Below are 21,719 nucleotides of genomic sequence, written 5' to 3'. Positions count from 1 at the left end.
CGCGGGACGCGGGTGCCGGCCCGCACCACCCCCGGTTCGCCCCCGCCCCGGCCGATCCCCCCCCGCTCAAAACGGCGGTGGCCCGCCGGGAGTGATCCGGGCGGGCCTCCGCCGTGCGTGAGCCGAACCGTGGCGCGTCAGGTGTTCGAGGTGTTCGAGGTACCGCTGCCGCCGTCCGGGCCCCCGGGGAAGCCCGGGATCGCCGGCAGCTTGCCGCTGTAGTCGCCGATGCCCTTGACGATGGTGTCCATCACCGCGACGTCCGGCGCCTTGGCCGCGACGTCGAAGCCCAGGTGCACCGAGACCAGGGCCTTGCCGTCGGCGGACGGGAAGACCACGGTCTGCACGTAGCCGTCGTTGCCCTTGACGGCGTCCACCTTCCAGCGGACCAGGTAGCCGTCCCGGCCGTCCACCTTGACCGCCTCGGACTTGAGCTCCTCGTGCGAGGCGATCTCGTTGTAGGAGTCCTTGGCCGCCTTCTCGATGTCGGCCTTGGCCGCCGCCTGCGCGTCGGTGCCGCCGCCGTCGATCCGGCCGGTGTTGGCGCCGCCGAGCGAGCAGGTGCCGCCGCCCTCGCAGGTGTAGGAGCCGATGCTGAGCGCGGCGTAGCCGTCGCGGGTGGTGCCGCCCTCCCATCCGGCGGGGACGGGCAGCACGAGGCGGTTCACCACGTCGACGGCCTTGTCGCTGCCGGTGCCGGGGGCGGTGCCGTTGCCGTTCCCCTTGCCGTTGCCGCCGCCGTTGCCCTTGCCCTGGCCGCCGTTGCCACCGCCGCCGTTGCCACCGTTGCCGTTGTCGCCGGGGCCGTTGTTCTCGGGGCCGTTGTTCTCGGGCCCGCCGAAGTCCGGCAGGCCGCGCCACCGGCCGTCGCCGTCCGGTCCGGGCGCCTCGGCGGAACGCGCGACGCGGTGCCGGTCGGTGTGGTCGTCCATCGCCAGGTAGGTGGCGCCCGAGCCGACGCCCAGGCCGAGCACGGCCGCCACCGCCGCCGCGATCATCACCTTCGACGGCTTGCGCCGCTGCTTCGGGGCCGGCGGCACCGGCGAACCGTAGGCGGTGCCGAAGGGCGGGGGCTCCGGGTAGCGGACCGACGGCCCGCTCTCCAGCACCTCGCCCTCCAGCACCCGGGGCCCGGCGGCCTCGTCCGGCCCCGGAGCACCGGCCGCCGGGGCCTCCGGCGGCGGTGCGTCCGAGGGTGCGGGCCGGGTGCTGGCCGTCCACCCCTTGCCGTCCCACCAGCGCTGCGGCCGCGGGTCGCTGGTGATGTCCTTCGGATCCGGGTACCACCCGGCGGGGATCTGCTCACTCACACCAGAGAATCTAAGGGCAGCCGGATAAGCGCGAAATCAGCTGGACCCCGGAATCCCGGCCTTTTCGATGAGATTACGGTGAGAAGGTGAACGCCCCCCGGCCGAGTGGCACGCACCTCCGCAGGCTCAGGAGGAGGCAGGGCCCTTGGGGAGGGTGAGGTAGAAGTACTGGTTCATCTGGTCGGGAGTCGGCCACCAGCCGACGGCGTGCCAGAGGATCGCCGCGGCACCGTCGTCCTTGCTGTTGCCGGAGATGTCCACATTGAGGCCGGCGTGCAGGTTGAAGAGCGTGTTCGGGTTCACGTCGGTCTTGCGGCCGCTCCAGTACCACTGCTGGTTGAGGCCTCCGTGGCAGGCCCACTGGCCCACCTGCACGGGCGGCGCGGTGTTCCAGCCCGGGTCCTCCAGGCACTTGCCGCTGTGCAGGTTGACGATGGTGCCGTCGGCGTTGAAGCGCCACTTCTGGTTGTCGCCGCCGGTGCAGGTCCACTGCCGGGCCGGTGCGCCGTCATCGGTCCGCCAGTCGGCGATCTCCAGGCACTTGCCGCTGTGCGAGGCCTTGATCTCCGACTCGAAGTTCGTGTAGTAGGGGATCGGGTAGCCCGCCGCGGAAGCCGGCGCGACGAGGGCGCCGGCCGCGCCGAGGGCGACGGCGGCCGCGACGGACAGCCGTCTGGCGGCGTTGGGGCGTGCGGTCATCATCTGTCTCCTCCTGGGAGCGTTCACTGCGACGGGGGTGGGCAGCACGACACCGCCGGGCGGCGCGGGAGCCGCACCGCCCGGCGGGTGCCGGATCAGGCGCCCGGCGCCTCGGGGTCGAAGGCGAACTGCTGGTTGTACCCGCCGCCCGGCCACCACAGGAGCACCGGAGCGCCGTCGTCCGTGCTCACACCGGCGACGTCGAACACGAGGTCCCACGCGGACGAGCTGACGATGGCCAGGGAGTGGAGCTCGGGGATCCGGTTGACCCCCTCCCACTTCTGGTTGCCGCCGCCGTGGCAGGTCCACTGGCCCACCTGGACCCCGGCCTGGAACTTCCAGCCCGGGACCTCCAGGCACTTGCCGCTGTGCACGTTGACGATGGTGCCGTCGGCGTTGAAGCGCCACTTCTGGTTGTCACCGCCGGTGCAGCTCCACTGGCGCAGCGGCGCGCCGTCGTCGGTCCGCCAGTCGGCGATCTCCAGGCACTTGCCGCTGTGCAGCGCCAGGATCTCCAGGTCGTACCCGATGTTGGTGATCGGCGACGCCGACGCGGGCGCGGCGGAGACGAGCGCCGCGCCGGCGGCGAGCGTCACGGCGGCGGCGGTGCCGGAGATCCGGCGCACGATGGATCGAATGGCCATCTGTTCCCCCCTGGAACGTTGACCGGCGCGGGCGGATCCCGCGGCCTTCGCATGACAAGACCCGCGCCGACCCAGGAGGGTTGTACTCGAACTTCGGGATTTTCACCGCCGGACCACCGGGGCCCGCCGAGGGCTACAGCGGCGTCACGTAGGCACCGGCGATGCCCCCGTCCACCAGGAACTCGCTCGCCGTGATGAACGAGGAGTCGTCGCTGGCGAGGAAGGCCACCGCGGCGGCGATCTCCTCCGGGCGGGCGAACCGGCCCAGCGGGATGTGCACCAGCCGGCGGGCCGCGCGTTCCGGGTCCTTGGCGAAGAGTTCGCGGAGCAGCGGGGTGTCCACCGGCCCCGGCGACAGCGCGTTGACCCGGATCCCCTCCCGTGCGAACTGCACGCCCAACTCCCGTGACATCGCCAGCACTCCCCCCTTGGAGGCGGTGTAGGAGATCTGCGAGGTCGCGGCGCCCATCCGGGCCACGAAGCTCGCGGTGTTGATGATCGAGCCGCGCCCGTGCCGCCGCATGTACGGCAGCGCCGCCTTGCAGCAGAGGTACACCGAGGTCAGGTTGACCTCCTGGACCCGGCGCCAGGCGTCCAGCTCGGTGGTGAGGATGGAGTCGTCCTCCGGCGGCGAGATGCCGGCGTTGTTGAAGGCGACGTCCACGCTGCCGAAGGTCTCGTAGGCCTCGTCGAAGAGCGCCTCGACCATCGCCGGGTCGGTGACGTCGGTGTGCACGAAGAGGCCGCCGACCTCCTCGGCCGCCGCCTTGCCGGTGGTCTCGTCGAGGTCGGCGCAGACCACCTTCGCGCCCTCGGAGGCGAGCCGGCGGGCCGAGGCCAGGCCGATCCCGCTGCCCGCACCGGTGATCACGGCCGTCCGGCCGACCAGCCGGCGGCAGACCGGCGCGGCGGGCTGCGCCGCCTTCTCGGACTTCTCGGACGCGCGGGGGTGGTGGGACTGGTGGGTCACCGGGTGCTCCTACTCCTCGGTCCGGATGAACACGTTCTTGGTCTCGGTGAAGTGCGCCAGCGCCTCCGGCCCCAGCTCGCGGCCGACCCCGGACTCGCCGAAGCCGCCGAACGGCGTCCAGTACCGCACCGAGGCGTGCGAGTTGACCGACAGGTTGCCCGCCGCGACGCCCCGGGCCAGCCGCAGCGCCCGCCCGAGGTCGCGGGTCCAGATCGAGCCGGACAGGCCGTACCGGGTGGCGTTGGCGAGCCGCAGCGCGTCCGCCTCGTCGGTGAACGGCAGGACGACCGCGACCGGGCCGAAGATCTCCTCGGTGGCCGCCGGGACGTCCTCCCGGGTGGGCGCCAGCACCGTCGGCGGGTACCAGTAGCCGGGCCCGTCCGGCACCGCGCCGCGGGCCAGCACCGGCAGCCCGGGCGTCACGTACGACGCCACCCGGCGGACCTGCGCGGCCGAGATCAGCGGGCCGAGCGCGGTGCGCGGATCGGCCGGGTCGCCGGTGCGGATCCGTTCGACGGCGGGCAGCAGCAGGGCCAGGAAGTCGTCGTAGGCCTCGCGCTGGACCAGGATCCGGCCGCGGGCGCAGCAGTCCTGGCCGCTGTTGTCGAGGAAGGACATCGGGTCGGCGGCGCCTGCGAGGTCGGCGTCGGCGAAGACGATGTTGGGGCTCTTGCCGCCGAGTTCCAGGGTGACCCGTTTGGCCCGGGCCGCGCAGCGGGCGGCGACCTCCTTGCCGACCGCGGTCGAGCCGGTGAAGACGATCCCGCGCACCGCCGGATGGTCGACCAGGGCCCGGCCGGTCACCGGTCCGGCGCCCGGCACCACCTGGAACAGGCCCTCCGGCAGCCCGGCGGCGAGGGCGAGTTCGGCCAGCCGCAGCGCGGTGAGCGGGGTCTCCTCGGCCGGCTTGAGGAGGACGGCGTTCCCGGCGGCCAGGGCGGGGGCGAAGCCCCAGGCGGCGATCGGCATCGGGAAGTTCCACGGGGCGATCACCCCGACCACCCCGATCGGCTCGTGGAAGGTGACGTCCAGGCCGCCGGCCACCGGGATCTGCCGACCGGTCAGCCGCTCCACTCCCCCGGCCGCGTACTCCAGCAGGTCGCGGACGTTGCCCGCCTCCCAGGTGGCGTTGCCGATGGTGTGGCCGGCCTCGGTGACCTCGATCCCGGCCAGTTCGGGGACGTGCACGTCCACCTGGTCGGCGAAGCGGCGCAGCAGCCGGGCCCGTTCGCCGGGGGCGAGGGCGGCCCAGCCGCGCTGCGCCTCGACGGCGCGCCGTACCGCGGCGTCCAGCCGCCCGGGGGTGGTGTCGGGGACGGTGCCGAGGACCTCGCCGGTGGCGGGGTTGCGGACGGCGCGCTCGGCGGGCCCGGCCGCCGCCCTGTCCTCGGTCACGGTGGTGGTGTCGATGGTGCTCACATCCGCTCGAAGGATCGGTAGCGCTCCCAGTCGGTGACCGCGCCGTCGTAGGCGGCCTGCTCGACCCTGGCCATGTGCAGGTAGTGCTCGACCACGTCGTCCCCGAAGGCGGCGCGGGCGAGTTCGCTGGCGCCCCACAGGTCGGCCGCCTCGCGCAGCGAGCCGGGCACCCGGGCGTAGTCCTCGACGGCGTAGGCGTTGCCGAGGCAGGGGGCGGGCAGCTCCAGCTTCCGCTGGATCCCGTGCAGTCCGGCGGCGATCATGCCGGCCACCGCCAGGTACGGATTGACGTCGCCGCCGGGCACCCGGTTCTCCATCCGCAGCCCGACGCCGTGCCCCACCACCCGGTAGGCGCAGGTCCGGTTGTCCCGGCCCCAGGCGACGGCGGTCGGGGCGAACGAGCCCGGCCGGTAGCGCTTGTAGGAGTTGATGTTCGGCGCGTACAGCAGGGTGAACTCGCGCAGCGCGGTCAGCTGTCCGGCCAGGAAGTGCCGCATGGTGTCGGTCATCCGGCCGTCGGCGGCGGCGAAGGCCGGGGCGCCGACGGCGTCGCGCACCGACAGGTGGATGTGGCAGCTGTTGCCCTCGCGCTGGTCGTACTTGGCCATGAAGGTGAGCGCGCAGCCGAGTTGGGCGGCGATCTCCTTGGCGCCGGTCTTGTAGACGCTGTGCTGGTCGCAGGTGGTGAGGGCGTCGGCGTAGCGGAAGGCGATCTCGTGCTGGCCGAGGTTGCACTCGCCCTTGGCGGACTCCACCACCAGGCCGGCGCCGGCCATCTCGGTGCGGATCCGGGACAGCAGCGGTTCGACCCGGGCGGTGCCGAGCAGCGAGTAGTCGGCGTTGTAGAGGTTGGCCGGGGTCAGGCCGCGGTAGCCGCCCTGCCAGGCCTGCTCGTAGGTGTCGCGGAAGACCAGGAACTCCAGTTCGGTGCCGATGTCGGCGGCCAGGCCGTGCTCGGCCAGCCGGGCGATCTGGCGCTGCAGCAGCTGGCGGGGCGCGGCGGCCACCGGGTGCCCGCCGCGGCCGGCCAGGTCGGCGGTGACCTGGGCGGTGCCCGGCTGCCAGGGGGTCAGCCGCAGGGTGGACAGGTCGGGGCGCATCGCGAAGTCGCCGTAGCCGGTCTCCCAGGAGGAGAGCGCGTAGCCGTCCACGGTGTTGAGCTCGATGTCGACGGCGAGCAGGTACTCGCAGGCGTCGGCGCCGTGCTCGGCGACCTCGTCCAGGAAGAAGCGGGCGGCGAAGCGCTTGCCCTGGAGGCGGCCCTGCATGTCGGTGAAGCCGAGGGCGACGGTGTGGATCTCACCGGCGTCGACCAGGGCGCGCAGCTCGTCCAGGGTCAGCGGGGCTCGGCGCGGCGGGGTGCCGGGGGCGGTACCGGGGTCGGGCCCGGCACCGCCGGGCGCGGTGGTGCGGTCGGGCATGGCGGACGCCCTCCTCCTCGATCACGCAGCGAGACCAAGCGGTCACAGCGAACCGTACGGCCTGTCGCGGAGAGCGCGGAAGAGGGCGGACGGGTGTGGCGCGCCGACAGGCGAGGTTGACGGGTGATCAGGCGGGACGGGAGGAGAATGCGCGCCATGGAACGCAGGCCTTTTGTCGGCGTCAGCACCTATCTGGTGGACGCGAGTTGGAGCGACTGGCGGGAGCGCCGGGTGGCCCTGGTGCCGCAGCGGTACACCGACTACGTGCAGGACTCGGGCGGGATCGCGGTACTGCTGCCGCCGGACGCCCCGGAGCGCGCGCCGGAGGTCCTCGCCCGGCTGGACGCCCTGGTCATCGCGGGCGGGCCGGACATCGACCCCGCCTACTACGGCCAGCCGCCGCATCCGCTGAGCGACATCGACGCGGTGGAGCGGGACGTCTGGGAGAGCGCGCTGCTGCGCGCGGCGCTGGCGGCGGGGATGCCGCTGCTGGGGATCTGCCGGGGCATGCAGGTGCTCAACGTGGTGTGCGGGGGCACGCTGATCCAGCACCTGCCGGACGTCGTCGAGGTGGACGTGCACACCGGCTCGCCCGGCCGGTACGGGACGCACCTGGTGCGGCCGGTGCCGGGGACGCTGCTGGGCGGGCTGCTGCCGGAGCCGGAGCTGGCCGTGCCGACCTTCCACCACCAGGCGGTGGACCGGCTGGGGACGGGACTGCGGGTGAGCGCGCACGCGCCGGACGGGACGGTGGAGGCGGTGGAGGGGCCGGGGTTCACGCTCGGGGTGCAGTGGCATCCGGAGCAGGGCGACGACCTGCGGGTGATGCGGGCGCTGGTGCGGGCGGCGACGGCGGCGCGGTCGGTGCAGCTGGAGCCGGTGGAGGTGGGGTAACCCCCCGGGGACCCGCCCGGGGGGACCGGCTCAGGGCAGGGCCAGTCCGGCCGCCGTGGCGATCACCCCGGCGGCGCCGGCCGCCAGCAGGGCGAGCACCACCCCGCGCCGGGCGGCCACCAGCCAGAGCAGCGCGAGCACCAGGACGACCCACTGCCAGCCGGTGCCGAGCGCGGCGGCCAGCGGCACGGCCGAGCCGGCGATCGCGCCGATCACGGCCGGGCCGGCGCCGGTCAGGAAGTCCTGCACCCGCCGGTCGGCGCGCAGCCGGTCGAAGTGCCGGCCGCCGAGGATCACGAAGAGGAAGGACGGCGCGAAGGCGACCGCCGCGGCGAGCAGCCCGCCGGCGATCCCGGCGGCCGCGTAGCCGACGACGGCGACGGTCTGCACCACCGGGCCGGGGGTGACCTGACCGAGGGCGACGGCGTTGAGGAACTGTCCGTCGGTCATCCAGTGGTAGTGGCCGACGGCGTCGTCGTGCATCAGCGGGATGATCACGAACCCTCCTCCGTACGAGAGCGCGCCCACCTTGAACGCCACCCAGGCCACCGCGCCGAGCCCGCCGAGCGCGGGGAGACCGGCGGCGAGCGGCAGCAGCCCGGCCCGCGGCCGGCGGGGGCGCTCGCGGTCCGGGCCGCCGCCCTCCGCCGGCCCCCCGTCCTCCGCCGGCCTCCCGTCCTCCGCCGGCCGCCGGCCGCGCGCCCGGACCGTGATCTCGGCCAGGCCGGAGGCGATCAGCACCAGCACCAGCCAGGGCCCGGTCAGCACGGCCGCCAGCGCCCCGGCGAGCGCGTACCCGCCCCAGCGGGCACGGGCGGCACGGCCCCGGCCGGCCCGGGTGAAGCTCGCGGGGACCAGCGAGGTGGCCGCCTGCGCGGCGACCGCCGGGACGGCCGCACCCGCGCCGGCGGCCGCACCGAGCACCCACCGCGGCGGGTCGCCGGCCAGGAACAGCACCGCGAGGGCGAGGATCAGCGCCAGCCCGGGCGCGATGAAGCAGGTCCCGCCGACCAGCGCGCCCGCGGTGCCGCGCAGCCGCCAGGCGGTGAGGACCGCGAGCTGGGTGGAGGCCGGTCCGGGCAGCAGGTTGGTCGCCGCGATGCCGTCCTCGAACTCCTCCGGGGTGAGCCACCCGCGCCGCTCCACGCAGAGCCGGCGCAGCAGCAGGATGTGCGCGGGCGGCCCGCCGAAGCCGGTGATGCCGATCCGGCCCCATTCGCGGGCGATCGTGCCCAGGCCCACCCGTCCGGTCGTCTCCATGCGCGTCTCCCCTGTTCAGCGGCGGCGCGACGATACCGGACGGGGGTTACGGCACGGCAATGACAACGGTCTCCAGTGCAGCCTTTGGATCTTCTTCGGATCTGCGGTTCACTTCGAGTGCGGGGCGGTCGCCCACCCCGCCCCTTACCCCCGTGCGTTCATGAGCTCCAGGAGAGGACTTCGATGGCCGGCCACGAGCACGCACAGCATGATCATGAGCATGACCACCAGCACGGTCCCGGCGCCCGCGGCGGCGGCCACGCCGGCCACTCGCACGGCGTCTCCGCCGACGCCGACCGCCGCTGGCTGGTGAGCGCGCTCGCGCTGATCGTGGTGTTCATGGCCGGCGAGGTGGTGGTCGGCTTCGCCGCCCAGTCGCTGGCGCTGATCTCGGACGCCGCGCACATGCTCACCGACGCCGTGTCGATCGTCCTCGCGCTGATCGCCATGCGGCTGGCCGCCCGCCCGGCGCGCGGCGGCTACACCTACGGCCTCAAGCGCGCCGAGATCCTCTCCGCGCAGGCCAACGGCGTGACGCTGCTCGTGCTCTCCGCCTGGCTCGGCTACGAGGCGGTCGCCCGGCTGTTCGAGCCGCCGCAGGTGACCGGTTCGCTGGTCCTGGTGACCGCGCTGATCGGGATCGTCGTGAACCTGGCCGCCACCTGGTGCATGTCCAAGGCCAACCGCAGCTCGCTGAACGTCGAGGGCGCCTTCCAGCACGTCCTCACCGACCTGTACGCGTTCATCGCCACCGCGGTGGCCGGTGTGATCATGGTGACCACCGGCTTCGCCCGGGCCGACTCGATCGCCTCCCTGATCGTGGTCGCGCTGATGCTGAAGGCGGGCATCGGCCTGGTCCGCGACTCCGGGCGGATCTTCCTGGAGGCCGCGCCCGCGGGCGTCGATCCGGACGCGGTGGCCGACCGGATGGTCGCCCAGCCGCTGGTCGAGGAGATCCACGACCTGCACATCTGGGAGATCACCTCCGGCCAGCCCGCGCTCTCCGCGCACATCCTGGTCACCCCGGGCGGTGACTGCCACGCGGTGCGGCGCGGACTCCAGCGCCGGCTCGCCGACGAGTACGGCATCACCCACAGCACCCTCCAGGTCGACCACGTCGGCGAGGACGAGGCCGGCGCGCTGCTCCAGATCAGCACGCCCGGCGACCTCACCGCCGAGCACTGCGCCGACGCCCACGGCCCCGTCCACCGCGCCGGGCCGCACGAGCACTAGGAGACCCGACCTGTCCGCCCGGTACGGCATGATCGGGGGCGTGACCGCACCCCGCCTGATGCTGCTCGACTCCGCCAGCCTCTACTTCCGGGCCTACTTCGGCGTACCGGACACCCTGCGCTCGCCGCAGGGTGAGCCGGTCAACGCCGTCCGGGGCCTGCTGGACTTCATCGCCCGGCTGGTCCACGACCACCGGCCCGACCAGCTGGTCGCCTGCATGGACGCCGACTGGCGCCCCCAGTGGCGGGTGGACCTCATCCCCTCCTACAAGACCCACCGGGTCGCCGAGGCCGCGACGGACGGCGAGGAGGAGGTGCCGGACACCCTCGCCCCGCAGGTCCCGGTGATCGAGCAGGTCCTGGACGCGCTCGGCATCGCCCGGATCGGCTCCCCCGGCTACGAGGCGGACGACGTGATCGGCACGCTCACCGCGCACGCCGCCGGGCCGGTGCAGATCGTCACCGGCGACCGCGACCTGTTCCAGCTGGTCGACGACGCCCGCGCGATCACCGTGCTCTACCCGGTGAAGGGCATGGGCAACCTCCAGGTCACCGACGACGCGCTGCTGCTGGAGAAGTACGGCGTGCGCGGCGCCCAGTACGCCGACCTGGCCGCCCTGCGCGGCGACCCGAGCGACGGCCTGCCCGGTGTGAAGGGCATCGGCGAGAAGACCGCGGCCCAGCTGATCCACGAGTACGGAGACCTGTCCGGCATCCGCACCGCCGCCCAGGACATCGGCTCCAAGCTGACCCCGGCCCGGCGCCGCAACATCCTGGAGGCCGCGTCCTACCTGGACGTCGCCCCCACCGTGGTCCGCGTCGCCACCGACGCCCCGCTCCCCGGCTTCGACCCCGCCCTCCCGAGCGAGCCGCTCGACCCGATGACCCTGGAGTCCCTCTCCGCCCGCTGGAACCTCGGCACCTCCCTGGACCGCGTCCTGGAGTCCCTCACGGCCACCCGCTGACGCCCGGGCACCAAGCCGCCGCCCCGGCTTCGATCCGTTCGAAGCCGGGGCGGCGGTGTGCGGGGTCAGCTGACGGAGGAGTAGGCGATGATGCCGCGGCGCAGGCCGTCGATCGCCTTGCGGGCGGTCTTGCGGAGCTCGGCGTCCTCGCCGGCGGCGTCCTGGATCTGGCCGAGGACGTCGATCAGCTGCTTCGTCCAGCGGACGAAGTCACCGGCCGGCATGTCGGCGTCGCGCAGGACGGAGTCCAGGGAGTGGCCGAGGGCCCAGCGGTAGGCGGCCCAGGCGAAGCCGAGGTCGGGTTCGCGCTGGCCGACGCCCTCCGCGGTGTTGATGCGGTGCTGTTCCTCCAGGGCGTCGAGGTGGCCCCAGATGCGGACCATCTGGCCGAGGGCGGTCTTCGCCCCGCCCTCGGGGACCCGGGGGGCGGTGGCGTCGTCGGACTGGCGGGCCTCGTAGACCAGCGCCGAGGCGCAGGCGGCCAGTTCGGCGGCGGCGAGGCCGCTCCAGACACCCTCGCGGATGCACTCGGAGGCAAGCAGGTCGAGTTCGCCGTAGAGCCGGCCGAGCCGCCGGCCGTCGTCGGTGACGGTGTCGCCGCTGAGGTAGCCGAGGTCGGTGAGCAGAGCGCAGACGCGGTCGAAGGTGCGGGCGATGGTGTGCGTGCGGGAGCGCATCCTGCGCTCCAGCAGCTCGGTGTCGCGGTGCAGCCGGTGGTAGCGCTCGGACCAGCGGGCGTGGTCCTCGCGCTGGTCGCAGCCGTGGCACGGGTGCTGGCGCAGGGTGGTGCGCAGCCGGCCGATCTCGGGGTCGTCGGCGGCGGCCGCGCGGCCGCGCCGGAACCGCTCGGGCTCCAGGTGGCCGGCCTTGGTGCGCAGCGCGGAGGCGAGGTCGCGGCGGGACTGCGGGCTGCGCGGGTTGAAGGACTTGGGGATCCGCAGCCGTTCGATCGCGGCGACGGGGTGCGGGAAGTCGATCATCGCGAGCCGCTTGACCTGCCGCTCGGCGGTGAGCACCACGGGGCGCGGCCCGTCCTGGTAGTCGGGGTGCCGCGGGCCGCCGCGCGGCGAGCGGTTGACCGGCGGCAGGCCGGGGTCGAGGACGAGCGCGAGGCCGGCGAACTTGCCCGTCGGCACGTGGATGACGTCGCCGGGCTTGAGCTGCTCGATGGACTCGACGGCGGCGGAGCGGCGCTGGTTGCTGCCCTCGCGGGCGAGTTCGTTCTCTCGGTCCTTGAGCTGCCGCCGCAGCGACATGTACTCCTCGAAGTCGCCGAGGTGGCAGGTCATGGACTCGCGGTAGCCCTCCAGCCCCTCCTCGTTGCGCTGGACCTGGCGGGCGATGCCGACCACCGAGCGGTCGGCCTGGAACTGCGCGAAGGAGGTCTCCAGCAGTTCGCGCGAGCGGTGCCGGCCGAACTGGGAGACCAGGTTGACGGCCATGTTGTAGGACGGCCGGAACGAGGACTTCAGCGGGTAGGTGCGGGTGCCGGCGAGGCCGGCCAGCGCCTCGGGGTCGAGGCCGCGCTGCCAGAGCACCACGGCGTGGCCCTCGACGTCGATGCCGCGCCGCCCGGCCCGGCCGGTGAGCTGGGTGTACTCGCCGGGGGTGATGTCGGCGTGGGTCTCGCCGTTCCACTTGACGAGCTTCTCCATGACGACGGAGCGCGCGGGCATGTTGATGCCCAGCGCCAGGGTCTCGGTCGCGAAGACGGCCTTGACCAGCCCCTTCACGAAGAGCTCCTCGACGACCTCCTTGAACCGCGGCAGCATGCCGGCGTGGTGGGCGGCGATGCCGCGCTCCAGCCCGTCCAGCCACTCGAAGTAGCCGAGGACGTGCAGGTCCTCGTCGGGGATGTCGGCGCAGCGCTCCTCGACGATGGCGCGGACCCGGGCGCGGTCGCCCTCCTTGTTGAGGCGCAGGCCGGAGGAGAGGCACTGCTGGACGGCGGCCTCGCAGCCGGCCCGGCTGAAGATGAAGGTGATGGCGGGCAGCAGGCCCTCGGCGTCGAGCCGGTCGATGACGTCGACGCGGCCCGGGGTCCAGACCCGGCCGGGGCGTCCGGCCGGCATGGAGCGGCCGCGGCCGCGGCCGAACTTGTCGCGCGGGTTGCGGTCGAGCTCGCTGCGGGCGAGGCGGACCAGTTCGGGGTTGACCGCCTTGCCGGGGTTGCGCTGGTTGCCCTTGGGGCGGCCGTCGCGGTCGGGGCTGGCGAACAGGTCGTACATCCGGTTGCCGGCCATCACGTGCTGCCAGAGCGGGACGGGCCGGTTCTCGGAGACGATGACCCGGGTGCCGCCGCGGACGGTGTCCAGCCAGTCGCCGAACTCCTCGGCGTTGGAGACCGTCGCGGAGAGCGAGACCAGGGTGACGGACTCCGGGAGGTGGATGATGACCTCCTCCCAGACGGCGCCGCGGAAGCGGTCGGCGAGGTAGTGGACCTCGTCCATGACCACGTAGCCGAGGCCGTCGAGGGTGCTGGAGCCCGCGTAGAGCATGTTGCGGAGCACCTCGGTGGTCATCACCACGACCGGGGCATCGCCGTTGACGGTGTTGTCGCCGGTGAGCAGGCCGACCTTGGCGGCGCCGTAGCGCCGGACGAGGTCCCCGTACTTCTGGTTCGACAGCGCCTTGATCGGCGTGGTGTAGAAGCACTTGCGCCCGCCCCGGAGGGCGAGGTGGACGGCGAACTCGCCGACGATGGTCTTGCCGGAGCCGGTGGGCGCGGCGACCAGGACGCCTTCGCCGTCCTCCAGGGCGCGGCAGGCCTCCAGCTGGAAGTCGTCCAGCGGGAAGTCGTAGAGCTCCTGGAAGCCGTACAGGGCGGTGGCCTGCTCCTTGGCCCGGCGGCGGGAGGCGGCGAAGGCCTCGGCGGGGCTGAGCTCCCGCTCGTCGGAGGGCTCCCGGCCGTCGGAGGGCTCGCGCTCAGGGGTGTTCATCGCCGTCCGGGGGTCGCGGGGGTCGGTGGTGTGATCTCGCATCTCAGCGAGAGGTTACCCGGCGGGGCTGACATCAATAGCACCGTTTTTCCCGGGCAAGGGATCGCTTCTCTCTCACATCCATAGTTGCAAATGTCTTCAACCGGTCATCGGACGACCAGCTTCGAACGACTCCGGTCATCCGCGGTGACACGCCGTACGGCCTGCCTACATTCGGTGCCACATCCCGGTGACACCCACCGGGCCCACGGGAGGAGCGGACGATGGCGAACCTGGAGACCTCGCTCAAGGAGGCCATGGCGATCGAGGGCGCGATCGGCGTCGCCCTGGTCGACTACGGCAGCGGCATGGCACTCGGCACCCTCGGTGACGGCGGCGAGCTGGACCTGAACGTCGCCGCCGCCGGGAACACCGACGTGGTGCGGGCCAAGATGCGGGCGATGGAGCACCTCAACCTGCTCGACAACGAGATCGAGGACATCCTGGTCAGCCTGACCAGCCAGTACCACCTGCTCCGGCCGCTGACCACGCAGAGCGGCCGGGGGCTGTTCCTCTTCCTCGCCCTCAACCGCGGCCGGGCCAACCTCGCGATGGCCCGCCACCAGCTGAAGCGGATCGAGAGCGCGCTGGAGATCTGACGGCCGGGAACGCACCGGGGAGGGGAAACAGGGAGGGAGCGCCGTGGCCGTCGCGCTGTACCAGGCCAAGGCCGAGTTCTTCCGGATGCTCGGCCATCCCGTCCGGATCCGGGTCCTGGAGCTGCTGCAGGCCGGACCGACGCCCGTGCGCGACCTGCTGGCGGAGCTGGGGATCGAACCCTCCAGCCTCTCGCAGCAGCTCGCGGTGCTGCGCCGGTCCGGCATCGTCACCGCCACCCGGGAGGGCAGCACGGTGGTGTACGCGCTGGCCGGCGGGGACGTCGCCGAGCTGCTGCGGTCGGCCCGGCGGATCCTCACCGGGCTCATCGCCGACCAGCACGTGCTGCTCGCCGAGCTGCGCGCCGCCGCGGACTGAGCCCGGGGCGGCGGCGCGGCCCGGCAGCGGCCGCGGGGCTACCCGAGCAGTCCGGCCAGCCCCGCCGCCAGCACCTCGTACTCGGGCGCCCGGTTGTACAGCTGGGCGCACACCCGCAGCACCCCGCCGCCCGGCCACGGGCGCGCCACCGTCCGCACCGCGTGCCGCCGCCACATCAGCGCCATCAGCTCCTGCGCCTGCGGCAGCGTCTCGGCCACCCCGGGCGGCAGCCGCAGCGCGCGCATCGACAGCCCCGCCGAGGACGGCAGCGGCGCCAGCCCGGCCCGCTCGGCGACCAGCGCCGCGCCGTACCCGGCGAGCCCCTCGTTGTGCCCGCGCACCAGCTCCGGGCCGAGCCCGGCCAGGACGTCGAGCCCGGCCGGGGCGGCCAGGTAGGGCGTGTAGTCCAGGGTCCCGCGCCACTCGACGGCGGCCGGGTAGCCCTGGTGGTCCTCCCAGGACAGGATCAGCGGGCGGATCTTGCCGGCCCACTCCGGGCGGACCACCAGGACGCCGGTGGCCCGGGGGGCGAAGGCCCACTTGTGCAGGTTGCCGAACCAGAAGTCGGCCTCCGCCGGGACCGGTCCGGCCAGCATGCCGGGCTCGTGCGCGGCGTCCACCACGGTGGTCACGCCGCGCCCGCGCAGGGCGCGCAGCAGTTCGGGGGTGGCGATCCGGCGGGCGGTCGGCGAGGTGATGCCGTCCAGCACGGCGAGCACGGTGCGGTCGGTGACCTCGGCGAGCACCGCCTCGCGCACCGCCTCCCCGTCGGGCAGGTCCAGCGGCAGCCGGACCGTGCACAGCTCGGCGCCGGCGTCCTCGGCCCGCCGCCGCACGGCCTCGTTGACCGTGCCGTAGCCGTGGTCGGTGACCAGGACCCGGTCCCCGGCGGCGAGCGGCACGTTGGCCAGGGTGACGGCGATCGCGTCGGTCACGTTGGGTACCAGGGCGAGCAGTTCGGGCTCGGTGCCGAGAGCGGCGGCGATCCGGGCCCGGGCGCCGGCGACCCGCTCGGGCAGGTCGGCGAAGAAGCCGTCGGGGTCGGCCTCCTGCTCCTCGTGCAGCCGCCGCTGGAGCCGCTGGACCGGGACGGGGACGGCGCCGAAGGAGCCGTGGTTGAGGTGGATCACCCCCGGGTCCAGGGAGAACAACCCCTCGGTGCCGGCCAGCGGCTCGGGGGGTGCGACGGTCCGCGGGGTCTCGGTCACTGCTTCCTCCTGTTACCTGGATCACGTGATGTGTGACATTTCACATGTCGTCCCACTGGTCGGCGAGCCGGTCCCGCGGCGACCATCGGGCAGTGACCATCACCGACCCCTACCTCTCCCTCAGCGCCCGGACCGGCCGCTTCAGCTTCGGTGCCCCGCGAGCGATCTCGCTCCACCAGGACGGTACCCGCCTGCTGCTGCTGCGCTCCAGCGGCCCCGAGGACCGGTTCGACCGGCTCCACCTCCTCGACCTCGCCACCGGCGAGGAGCGCGAGGCCGCCGACCCCGCCGCCCTCGCCCCCGGCCGCACCGGCGCGACCGCCGACCTTCCCCCCGTCGAGCGCCGGCTGCGCGAGCGGAGCCGGCTCACCGCCGCCGGCATCGGCACCTACGCCGCCACCCCCGACCTCGCCGTCGCCGTCTTCGCCCTGGACGGCCGACTCTTCCGCACCGAGACCGCCACCGGCGGCACCACCGAGATCCCCACCGCCGGTCCGGCCTTCGACCCCCGCCCGAACGCGACCGGCGAACTCGTCGCCTACGTCGCCGACGACGCCCTGTACGTCTCCTCCGCCGCCGTCCCCGGCCGCCAGCGGCTCAGCCCGGACGACGGCGCCCGCTGGGGCGTCGCCGAGTTCGCCGCCGCCGAGGAGCTGGGCCGCCACCGCGGCCACTGGTGGCGCCCCGACGGCACCGCCGTGCTCGCCGCCCGGGTGGACGAGTCCGCCGTCCCGCCGCGCCACTTCGCCGACCCGGCCCACCCCGAGCTGGCCCCCGAGCAGTTCGCCTACCCGCAGGCCGGCGGGCCCAACGCCGACGTCCGGCTCTGGGTGCTCGGCCTGGACGGCACCCGGGTCGAACTCGACTGGGACACCGCCGCCTTCCCCTACCTGTGCGCCGCCGAGTGGGACGGCGACCACGAGCTGCTGCTCACCGTCGCCGACCGGCTGCAGCAGAACGTCCTGCTGCTGAGCGCCGATCCGGCCACCGGCGCCACCACCGAACTCTCCCGCACCACCGACGCGTTCTGGGTCGACGACCTGCCCGGCACCCCCGCCCGGCTGGCCGACGGCCGGCTGCTCACCGTCCACGACACCCCCGAGGCCCGCGGCCTGGCCCTGGACGGCAAGCCGCTGGACACCTCCGGCCTGCAGATCCGCCGGGTGGTCGGCCGGCTGCGCGGCAAGCTGCTCTGCGAGACCGGCGAGGGCGACCCGTTCGACCAGCACGTCCACCTGGTCGACCCGGACGGCGGCGCCCCCGAGCGGCTCTCCGAGGGCCCCGGCGTGCACAGCGCCCTGGCCGCCGGCGACACCCTGCTCCTCACCTCGGCCGACCCGGACGGCGTGCGCCGCGAGGCCCGCACCCCGCACGGCGCCACCGCCCTGACCGACCTCTCGGCCCCGCTGCCGTACCGGGTCGAGCCGCAGCTCGCCCGGGTCACCGAGCGCGCACTGCCGAGCGCCGTGGTCTACCCGCGCGGACACGTCCCCGGCCGGCGGCTGCCGGTGCTGCTCGACGTCTACGGCGGCCCCGGCTACCAGGCGGTGGCCAACGAGCCGCGCCGCTGGCAGGTCAAGCAGTGGTGGGCCGACCAGGGCTTCGCGGTGGTCACCGTCGACAACGGCGGCACCCCGTTCGTCTCCCCCGCCTTCACCCGGACCATCTTCCGCGGGATGTCCCAGGTGGCGCTGGACGACCAGGTGGACGCCCTGCGGGCGCTCGGCGCGGCGCACCCCGACCTCGACCTCGGCCGGGTCGGCGTGCGCGGCTGGTCCTACGGCGGCTACTTCGCGGCGGCGGCCGTGCTGCGCCGCCCGGACGTCTTCCACGCGGCCTGCGCGGGCGCCCCGCCCACCGACTTCCGGCTCTACGACACCGCGTACACCGAGCGGTACCTCGACCTGCCCCAGCAGAACCCGGACGGCTACGCGCGCGACTGCCTGCTGGGCGACGCGCCGTCACTGAGCCGTCCGCTGCTGCTGATCCACGGCCTGGCCGACGACAACGTGCACCCCTCGCACACCCTGCTGCTGTCCCAGGCGCTCACCCGGGCCGGCCGGCCGCACAGCCTGCTGGCCCTGCCCGGAGTCACCCACATGACCCCGGGCGGCGTCAACGAGCAGCTGGCGCAGGCCGAACTCGCCTTCCTGCGGGCCTCGCTGGGCTGACCGGCGACCCCCTGCGCACCCTCCGAGCGCCGCACGGTCCGTCCGGGCCGTGCGGCGCCGGGCGTTCGCGGCGAACGCCCGGCGCCCAAAAGCCTTCCATGTGACCCATGACATGTGAAATATTACCTGCGCTCACCCGACCACCCCCGTCCGGAAAGGACCGGTCAGTTGCGCAGACTGTCCTCGGCGTTCGCGGCCGCGCTCACCACGAGCGCGATAGCGGCCACCCTCCTCGGGTCCACCGCCGCCCAGGCCGCCTCCCCCACTCCCGCGCCCGCCCTCACCGCCGAGAGCGGCTCCGGCGCCGAGGCCGGCGGCCTCGAAGCCCCGCCCGCCCCGCTCGCCCCGCAGGAGCGCGAGCGCCAGTCGCTGCGCACCAAGGCGCTGGAGCAGGTCAACAAGGGCGCCGTGGCGAAGACCACCGACCGCCGGGCGCCCGCCAAGGTGCGGGTCGGCAACGACTACGTCCAGCTCGCCCAGCAGCGCAAGGACAAGGTCTTCGTCATCCTCGCCCAGTTCGGCGACCAGGTGGACACCACCACCCTCCACAACGGCCAGCCGCGCTACGGCGGCACCCCCGGCCCGCAGCACAACACCATCCCCAAGCCGGGCAAGGGCGACAACCACACGCTCTGGAACCAGGACTTCAGCCGGCAGTACTACCAGAAGATGTTCTTCGACGACGCGCCCGGCGCGGTCTCGATGCGCAACTACTACCGCACCCAGTCCTCCGGCCGCTACGACATCGAGGGCACCGTCAGCGACTGGGTCACCCTGCCGTGGAACGAGGCCCGCTACGGCTCCAACAAGGGCCCGCAGGGCTCCGGCGCCTGGACCCAGGGCCAGGAGTTCATCCGGGACGCCGTCAAGGCCTGGTACGACGGCGAGATCGCCAAGGGCCGCACGGCCGCCGCCGTCAAGGCCGAGCTGGCCCAGTACGACGTCTACGACCGCTACGACCACGACAAGAACGGCGAGTTCGCCCAGCCCGACGGCTACCTCGACAACGTCGTCGTGGTGCACGCGGGCGTCGACGAGACCTGGGGCGGCGGCGCCCAGGGCGCCGACGCGCTGTGGGCGCACCGCAGCTGGACCTTCCCGGACCCGACCGGCCAGACCGGCCCGGAGGGCAACAGGATCGGCGGCGCGCCGGTCGGCGACACCGGCCTGTACGTCTACGACTACGTCCAGGCGGGCGAGAACAGCGGTGTCGGCCTGTTCTCCCACGAGTTCGGCCACAACCTCGGCCTGCCCGACCTCTACAGCACGAACGGCGGCGACAACAGCGTCAACTTCTGGTCGCTGATGTCCTCCGGCTCGTACCTGGGCAAGGGCAAGAACACCACCGGCGGCTACCCCGGTGACCTCGACGCCTGGAGCAAGCTGCAGTTCGGCTGGCTCAACTACGACGAGGCGCAGGCCGCCACCCGCTCCAGCCACGCCCTCGGCGTCAGCGGCTACAACACCGACCAGGCGCAGGCCGTCCTGGTCCACCTGCCGGACAGCACCACCAGCACCGACCTCGCCGACCCGCGCGAGGGCGCCAAGCAGTGGTGGAGCCAGACCGGCGACGACCTGGACAACGCGCTCGCCCGGGACGTCGACCTCACCGCGGCCACCGGCCCGGCCGCCCTCGACGCGGCGGTCTGGTACGACATCGAGCAGGACTACGACTTCCTGACCGTCGAGGCCTCCACCGACGGCGGCAAGCGCTGGACGGCCCTGCCCGGCACCGTGGACGGCGCCCCGATCGGCAGCACCAGCGCCAACGTCCCCGGCCTGAGCGGCACTTCGGGCGCCTACCGGCAGCTGCACATCCCGCTGGACGGCTACGCCGGGAAGAACGTCAGGCTCCGCTTCCACGTCACCTCGGACAGCAACACCCACGGCAAGGGCGTCCTGGTCGACGCGGTGCGGATCACCGCCGGCGGCACCGAGCTGTTCACCGACGGCGCCGAGAACGGCACGGCGGGCTGGGTCAGCACCGGCTTCACCGTCGTCACCGGCCGCACCTACGTCAAGCAGCACCCGCGCGCCTACCTGGTGGAGAACCGCCGCTACACCGGCTTCGGCGAGTTCCTGAAGACCGGGCCGTACAGCTTCGGCTACTCCGGCGTCGAGGGCAAGAAGGACATCGTCGACAACTACCCGTACCAGGAGGGCGTGCTCGTCTGGCTCTGGGACACCGCCTACGGCGACAACAACACCAAGGACCACCCCGGCGGCGGCCTGATCCTGCCGATCGACGCCCGCCCGGCGCCGGTCCGGTTCGCCGACGGCACCCTGGTCAACGGCCGGGCGCAGACCTACGACGCGACCTTCTCGCTCAAGCCGACCACCGCGTTCACCCTGCACAAGTCGGGTGTCCCGGTGCGGATCGGGTCCAAGCCGGCCGTCCCGGCCTTCGACGACCACAGCGGCGTCTACCGGGACCCGGCCACCCCGCAGCTCGCGGTCGCCGTGCCGGACACCAACACCAGGATCGAGGTCGTCCGGGAGACCCAGGGCGGGCGGATCACGACCGTCCGGGTGGGCCCCGCGTCCTGACCCGGGCGCCGCGCGCGCCCCTCGCACCCCCGGTGTCCTGAGCACCGGGCCTCCCGTGGAAGACAGGTTTCACGGAAGACCGGCCGCCCCGGCCCTCCCCCTCGGAGGGCCGGGGCGGCCGTGCGCCGTCTCCCCGCAGTGCGGGTCCGCGCCCCCGCCCAGGCTCGTCGCGGCGGTGGCGGTGCCGCACACGGTCGGCGCGCCGAGCCCGAGGACCGTGTACCGGCGCCATCAGGTGTCGGGTCCCCGCCGACGCCCAGCGTCCCGGCCGGCGCGGAACGCACCGGAAACGCGATCAGCCGGGTGGTGTCGAGCCGGCCGGCAGCACCGCCCACGGCGGCGCCCGCGCGCCGGACGCCGAGCCGGTCCGCAGCAGGCCGTACGCCGGCCGGCCCGCCGTGAGCGCCCCCGGGCCGAGCCGGATCGCCGGCTCACGGGCCCGTTCCGGGCGCGGGTCGGCGCTGAAGAGCCGCGCGGACGTCCAGCCCGGCGGCGCCGTCGCCCGGGGGAACCCGGCCGCCGACGGGCGAAGCCCGCCCAGCTCCTGGCCGGAACAGCGGGATGGAGTCCCGGTCGTCACGCCGGTACGGTAGGCCGTGGCCGTCAGGTGGATCCGCTTCAGGCGGTTGCCGCACCGGTGGGTCGGCTCCGGCAGGACGGTCGCCGTGCCGCCGCGCCCGGCCGGTACGAAGCCGGCCGGCGGCGCCGGGTACGGCCCTGCCACAGGCCGGGGGCCCGGGCCGAGGCCGGGAGCGCGGTCCGGCCGCGGGCGGGAACGCCGAACGGGCCCGCCGGGACCGACGACCCAGGTCGGTCCGGCAGGCCCGGCGCACCCGGCCGCAGGGGGGTCCGGGTGGACCCGGTCGGACGCGGCCCTCATCAGGCTCCCCGCCGCGCCCGACCGGGCGTTTCTCGGTGTGCGCGCGGAGCCTTCGCTCCGCGCGCGGGTGGTGGCGGTCCGGGCGGCGGGGGGGGGGCCGGACGGTTCGGCGGTCCAGTCGCGGCCGGGGGGGCGCCCATCGGCGG

General features: G+C 74.1%; 17 protein-coding genes. 7 read left to right on the top strand and 10 right to left on the bottom strand.

Annotation, left to right across the window (positions count from 1 at the left end):
- Positions 1-137: 137 nt before the first annotated feature.
- The 6 genes from ACFVFS_RS37120 to ACFVFS_RS37095 all read right to left on the bottom strand — a co-directional run bounded on the left by ACFVFS_RS37120 (position 138) and on the right by ACFVFS_RS37095 (position 6,463).
- Positions 138-1,310, bottom strand: coding sequence for a DUF2510 domain-containing protein (locus ACFVFS_RS37120; protein ID WP_380629382.1), 1,173 nt, complete (start codon positions 1,308-1,310; stop codon positions 138-140).
- Positions 1,311-1,436: 126 nt separating this feature from the next.
- A complete protein-coding gene (locus tag ACFVFS_RS37115; protein ID WP_380629381.1) occupies positions 1,437-2,012 on the bottom strand; it encodes an RICIN domain-containing protein in 576 nt (191 codons plus the stop codon).
- 92 nt (positions 2,013-2,104) lie between these two features.
- Complete coding sequence (locus ACFVFS_RS37110) at positions 2,105-2,653, bottom strand: RICIN domain-containing protein (RefSeq protein ID WP_380629380.1); 549 nt, start codon at positions 2,651-2,653, stop codon at positions 2,105-2,107.
- Between the two features lie 133 nt (positions 2,654-2,786).
- The gene (locus ACFVFS_RS37105) at positions 2,787-3,542 is read right to left on the bottom strand and encodes a 3-oxoacyl-ACP reductase (RefSeq protein WP_380629386.1); all 756 of its coding nucleotides are present in this window, start codon (positions 3,540-3,542) and stop codon (positions 2,787-2,789) included.
- 90 nt (positions 3,543-3,632) lie between these two features.
- A complete protein-coding gene (locus tag ACFVFS_RS37100) occupies positions 3,633-5,018 on the bottom strand; it encodes an aldehyde dehydrogenase family protein (RefSeq protein ID WP_380629385.1) in 1,386 nt (461 codons plus the stop codon).
- A 20-nt stretch (positions 5,019-5,038) separates the two neighbouring features.
- The gene (locus tag ACFVFS_RS37095) at positions 5,039-6,463 is read right to left on the bottom strand and encodes a glutamine synthetase family protein (protein ID WP_380629379.1); all 1,425 of its coding nucleotides are present in this window, start codon (positions 6,461-6,463) and stop codon (positions 5,039-5,041) included.
- 156 nt (positions 6,464-6,619) lie between these two features.
- On the opposite strand from ACFVFS_RS37095, the gene ACFVFS_RS37090 reads away from it, so the two are divergent.
- Positions 6,620-7,357, top strand: coding sequence for a gamma-glutamyl-gamma-aminobutyrate hydrolase family protein (locus tag ACFVFS_RS37090; RefSeq protein WP_380629378.1), 738 nt, complete (start codon positions 6,620-6,622; stop codon positions 7,355-7,357).
- Between the two features lie 30 nt (positions 7,358-7,387).
- On the opposite strand, the gene chrA is transcribed toward ACFVFS_RS37090, so the two are convergent.
- Positions 7,388-8,617 (bottom strand): chromate efflux transporter, encoded by a 1,230-nt coding sequence (chrA, locus tag ACFVFS_RS37085; RefSeq protein ID WP_380629377.1) that lies wholly within the window; start codon positions 8,615-8,617, stop codon positions 7,388-7,390.
- Between the two features lie 183 nt (positions 8,618-8,800).
- Here chrA and ACFVFS_RS37080 point away from each other — a divergent pair, with 183 nt between their 5' ends.
- Positions 8,801-9,850, top strand: coding sequence for a cation diffusion facilitator family transporter (locus ACFVFS_RS37080; RefSeq protein ID WP_380629376.1), 1,050 nt, complete (start codon positions 8,801-8,803; stop codon positions 9,848-9,850).
- A 58-nt stretch (positions 9,851-9,908) separates the two neighbouring features.
- Complete coding sequence (locus tag ACFVFS_RS37075) at positions 9,909-10,814, top strand: 5'-3' exonuclease H3TH domain-containing protein (RefSeq protein WP_380629384.1); 906 nt, start codon at positions 9,909-9,911, stop codon at positions 10,812-10,814.
- Positions 10,815-10,879: 65 nt separating this feature from the next.
- Here the strand turns inward: ACFVFS_RS37075 and ACFVFS_RS37070 are convergent, their stop codons facing one another.
- Positions 10,880-13,753 (bottom strand): DEAD/DEAH box helicase, encoded by a 2,874-nt coding sequence (locus ACFVFS_RS37070; RefSeq protein WP_380629383.1) that lies wholly within the window; start codon positions 13,751-13,753, stop codon positions 10,880-10,882.
- 263 nt (positions 13,754-14,016) lie between these two features.
- Here ACFVFS_RS37070 and ACFVFS_RS37065 point away from each other — a divergent pair, with 263 nt between their 5' ends.
- Both ACFVFS_RS37065 and ACFVFS_RS37060 read left to right on the top strand, forming a co-directional pair.
- Positions 14,017-14,391, top strand: a complete 375-nt coding sequence (locus ACFVFS_RS37065; protein WP_380629375.1) for a hypothetical protein — start codon at positions 14,017-14,019, stop codon at positions 14,389-14,391.
- Between the two features lie 43 nt (positions 14,392-14,434).
- Positions 14,435-14,767 carry an ArsR/SmtB family transcription factor gene (locus ACFVFS_RS37060; RefSeq protein ID WP_380629373.1) on the top strand — a complete coding sequence of 111 codons (333 nt, stop codon included), beginning with the start codon at positions 14,435-14,437 and terminating at the stop codon, positions 14,765-14,767.
- A 38-nt stretch (positions 14,768-14,805) separates the two neighbouring features.
- Here the strand turns inward: ACFVFS_RS37060 and ACFVFS_RS37055 are convergent, their stop codons facing one another.
- On the bottom strand, positions 14,806-15,975 hold the full coding sequence (locus tag ACFVFS_RS37055; protein ID WP_380629372.1) for an aminotransferase class V-fold PLP-dependent enzyme: 1,170 nt from the start codon (positions 15,973-15,975) through the stop codon (positions 14,806-14,808).
- 92 nt (positions 15,976-16,067) lie between these two features.
- Here ACFVFS_RS37055 and ACFVFS_RS37050 point away from each other — a divergent pair, with 92 nt between their 5' ends.
- Positions 16,068-18,146: a prolyl oligopeptidase family serine peptidase gene (locus ACFVFS_RS37050; RefSeq protein WP_380629371.1), complete on the top strand. Its 2,079-nt coding sequence runs from the start codon at positions 16,068-16,070 to the stop codon at positions 18,144-18,146.
- Between the two features lie 168 nt (positions 18,147-18,314).
- Positions 18,315-20,693 carry an immune inhibitor A domain-containing protein gene (locus tag ACFVFS_RS37045; protein WP_380629370.1) on the top strand — a complete coding sequence of 793 codons (2,379 nt, stop codon included), beginning with the start codon at positions 18,315-18,317 and terminating at the stop codon, positions 20,691-20,693.
- 295 nt (positions 20,694-20,988) lie between these two features.
- Here ACFVFS_RS37045 and ACFVFS_RS37040 read toward each other — a convergent pair whose 3' ends face one another.
- Positions 20,989-21,273, bottom strand: a complete 285-nt coding sequence (locus ACFVFS_RS37040; protein WP_380629369.1) for a hypothetical protein — start codon at positions 21,271-21,273, stop codon at positions 20,989-20,991.
- Positions 21,274-21,719 lie beyond the last annotated feature (446 nt).

The organism is Kitasatospora sp. NPDC057692, assembly GCF_042799475.1.
Taxonomy (GTDB): domain Bacteria; phylum Actinomycetota; class Actinomycetes; order Streptomycetales; family Streptomycetaceae; genus Kitasatospora.
This window is presented reverse-complemented; position numbering and strand designations above follow the sequence as displayed.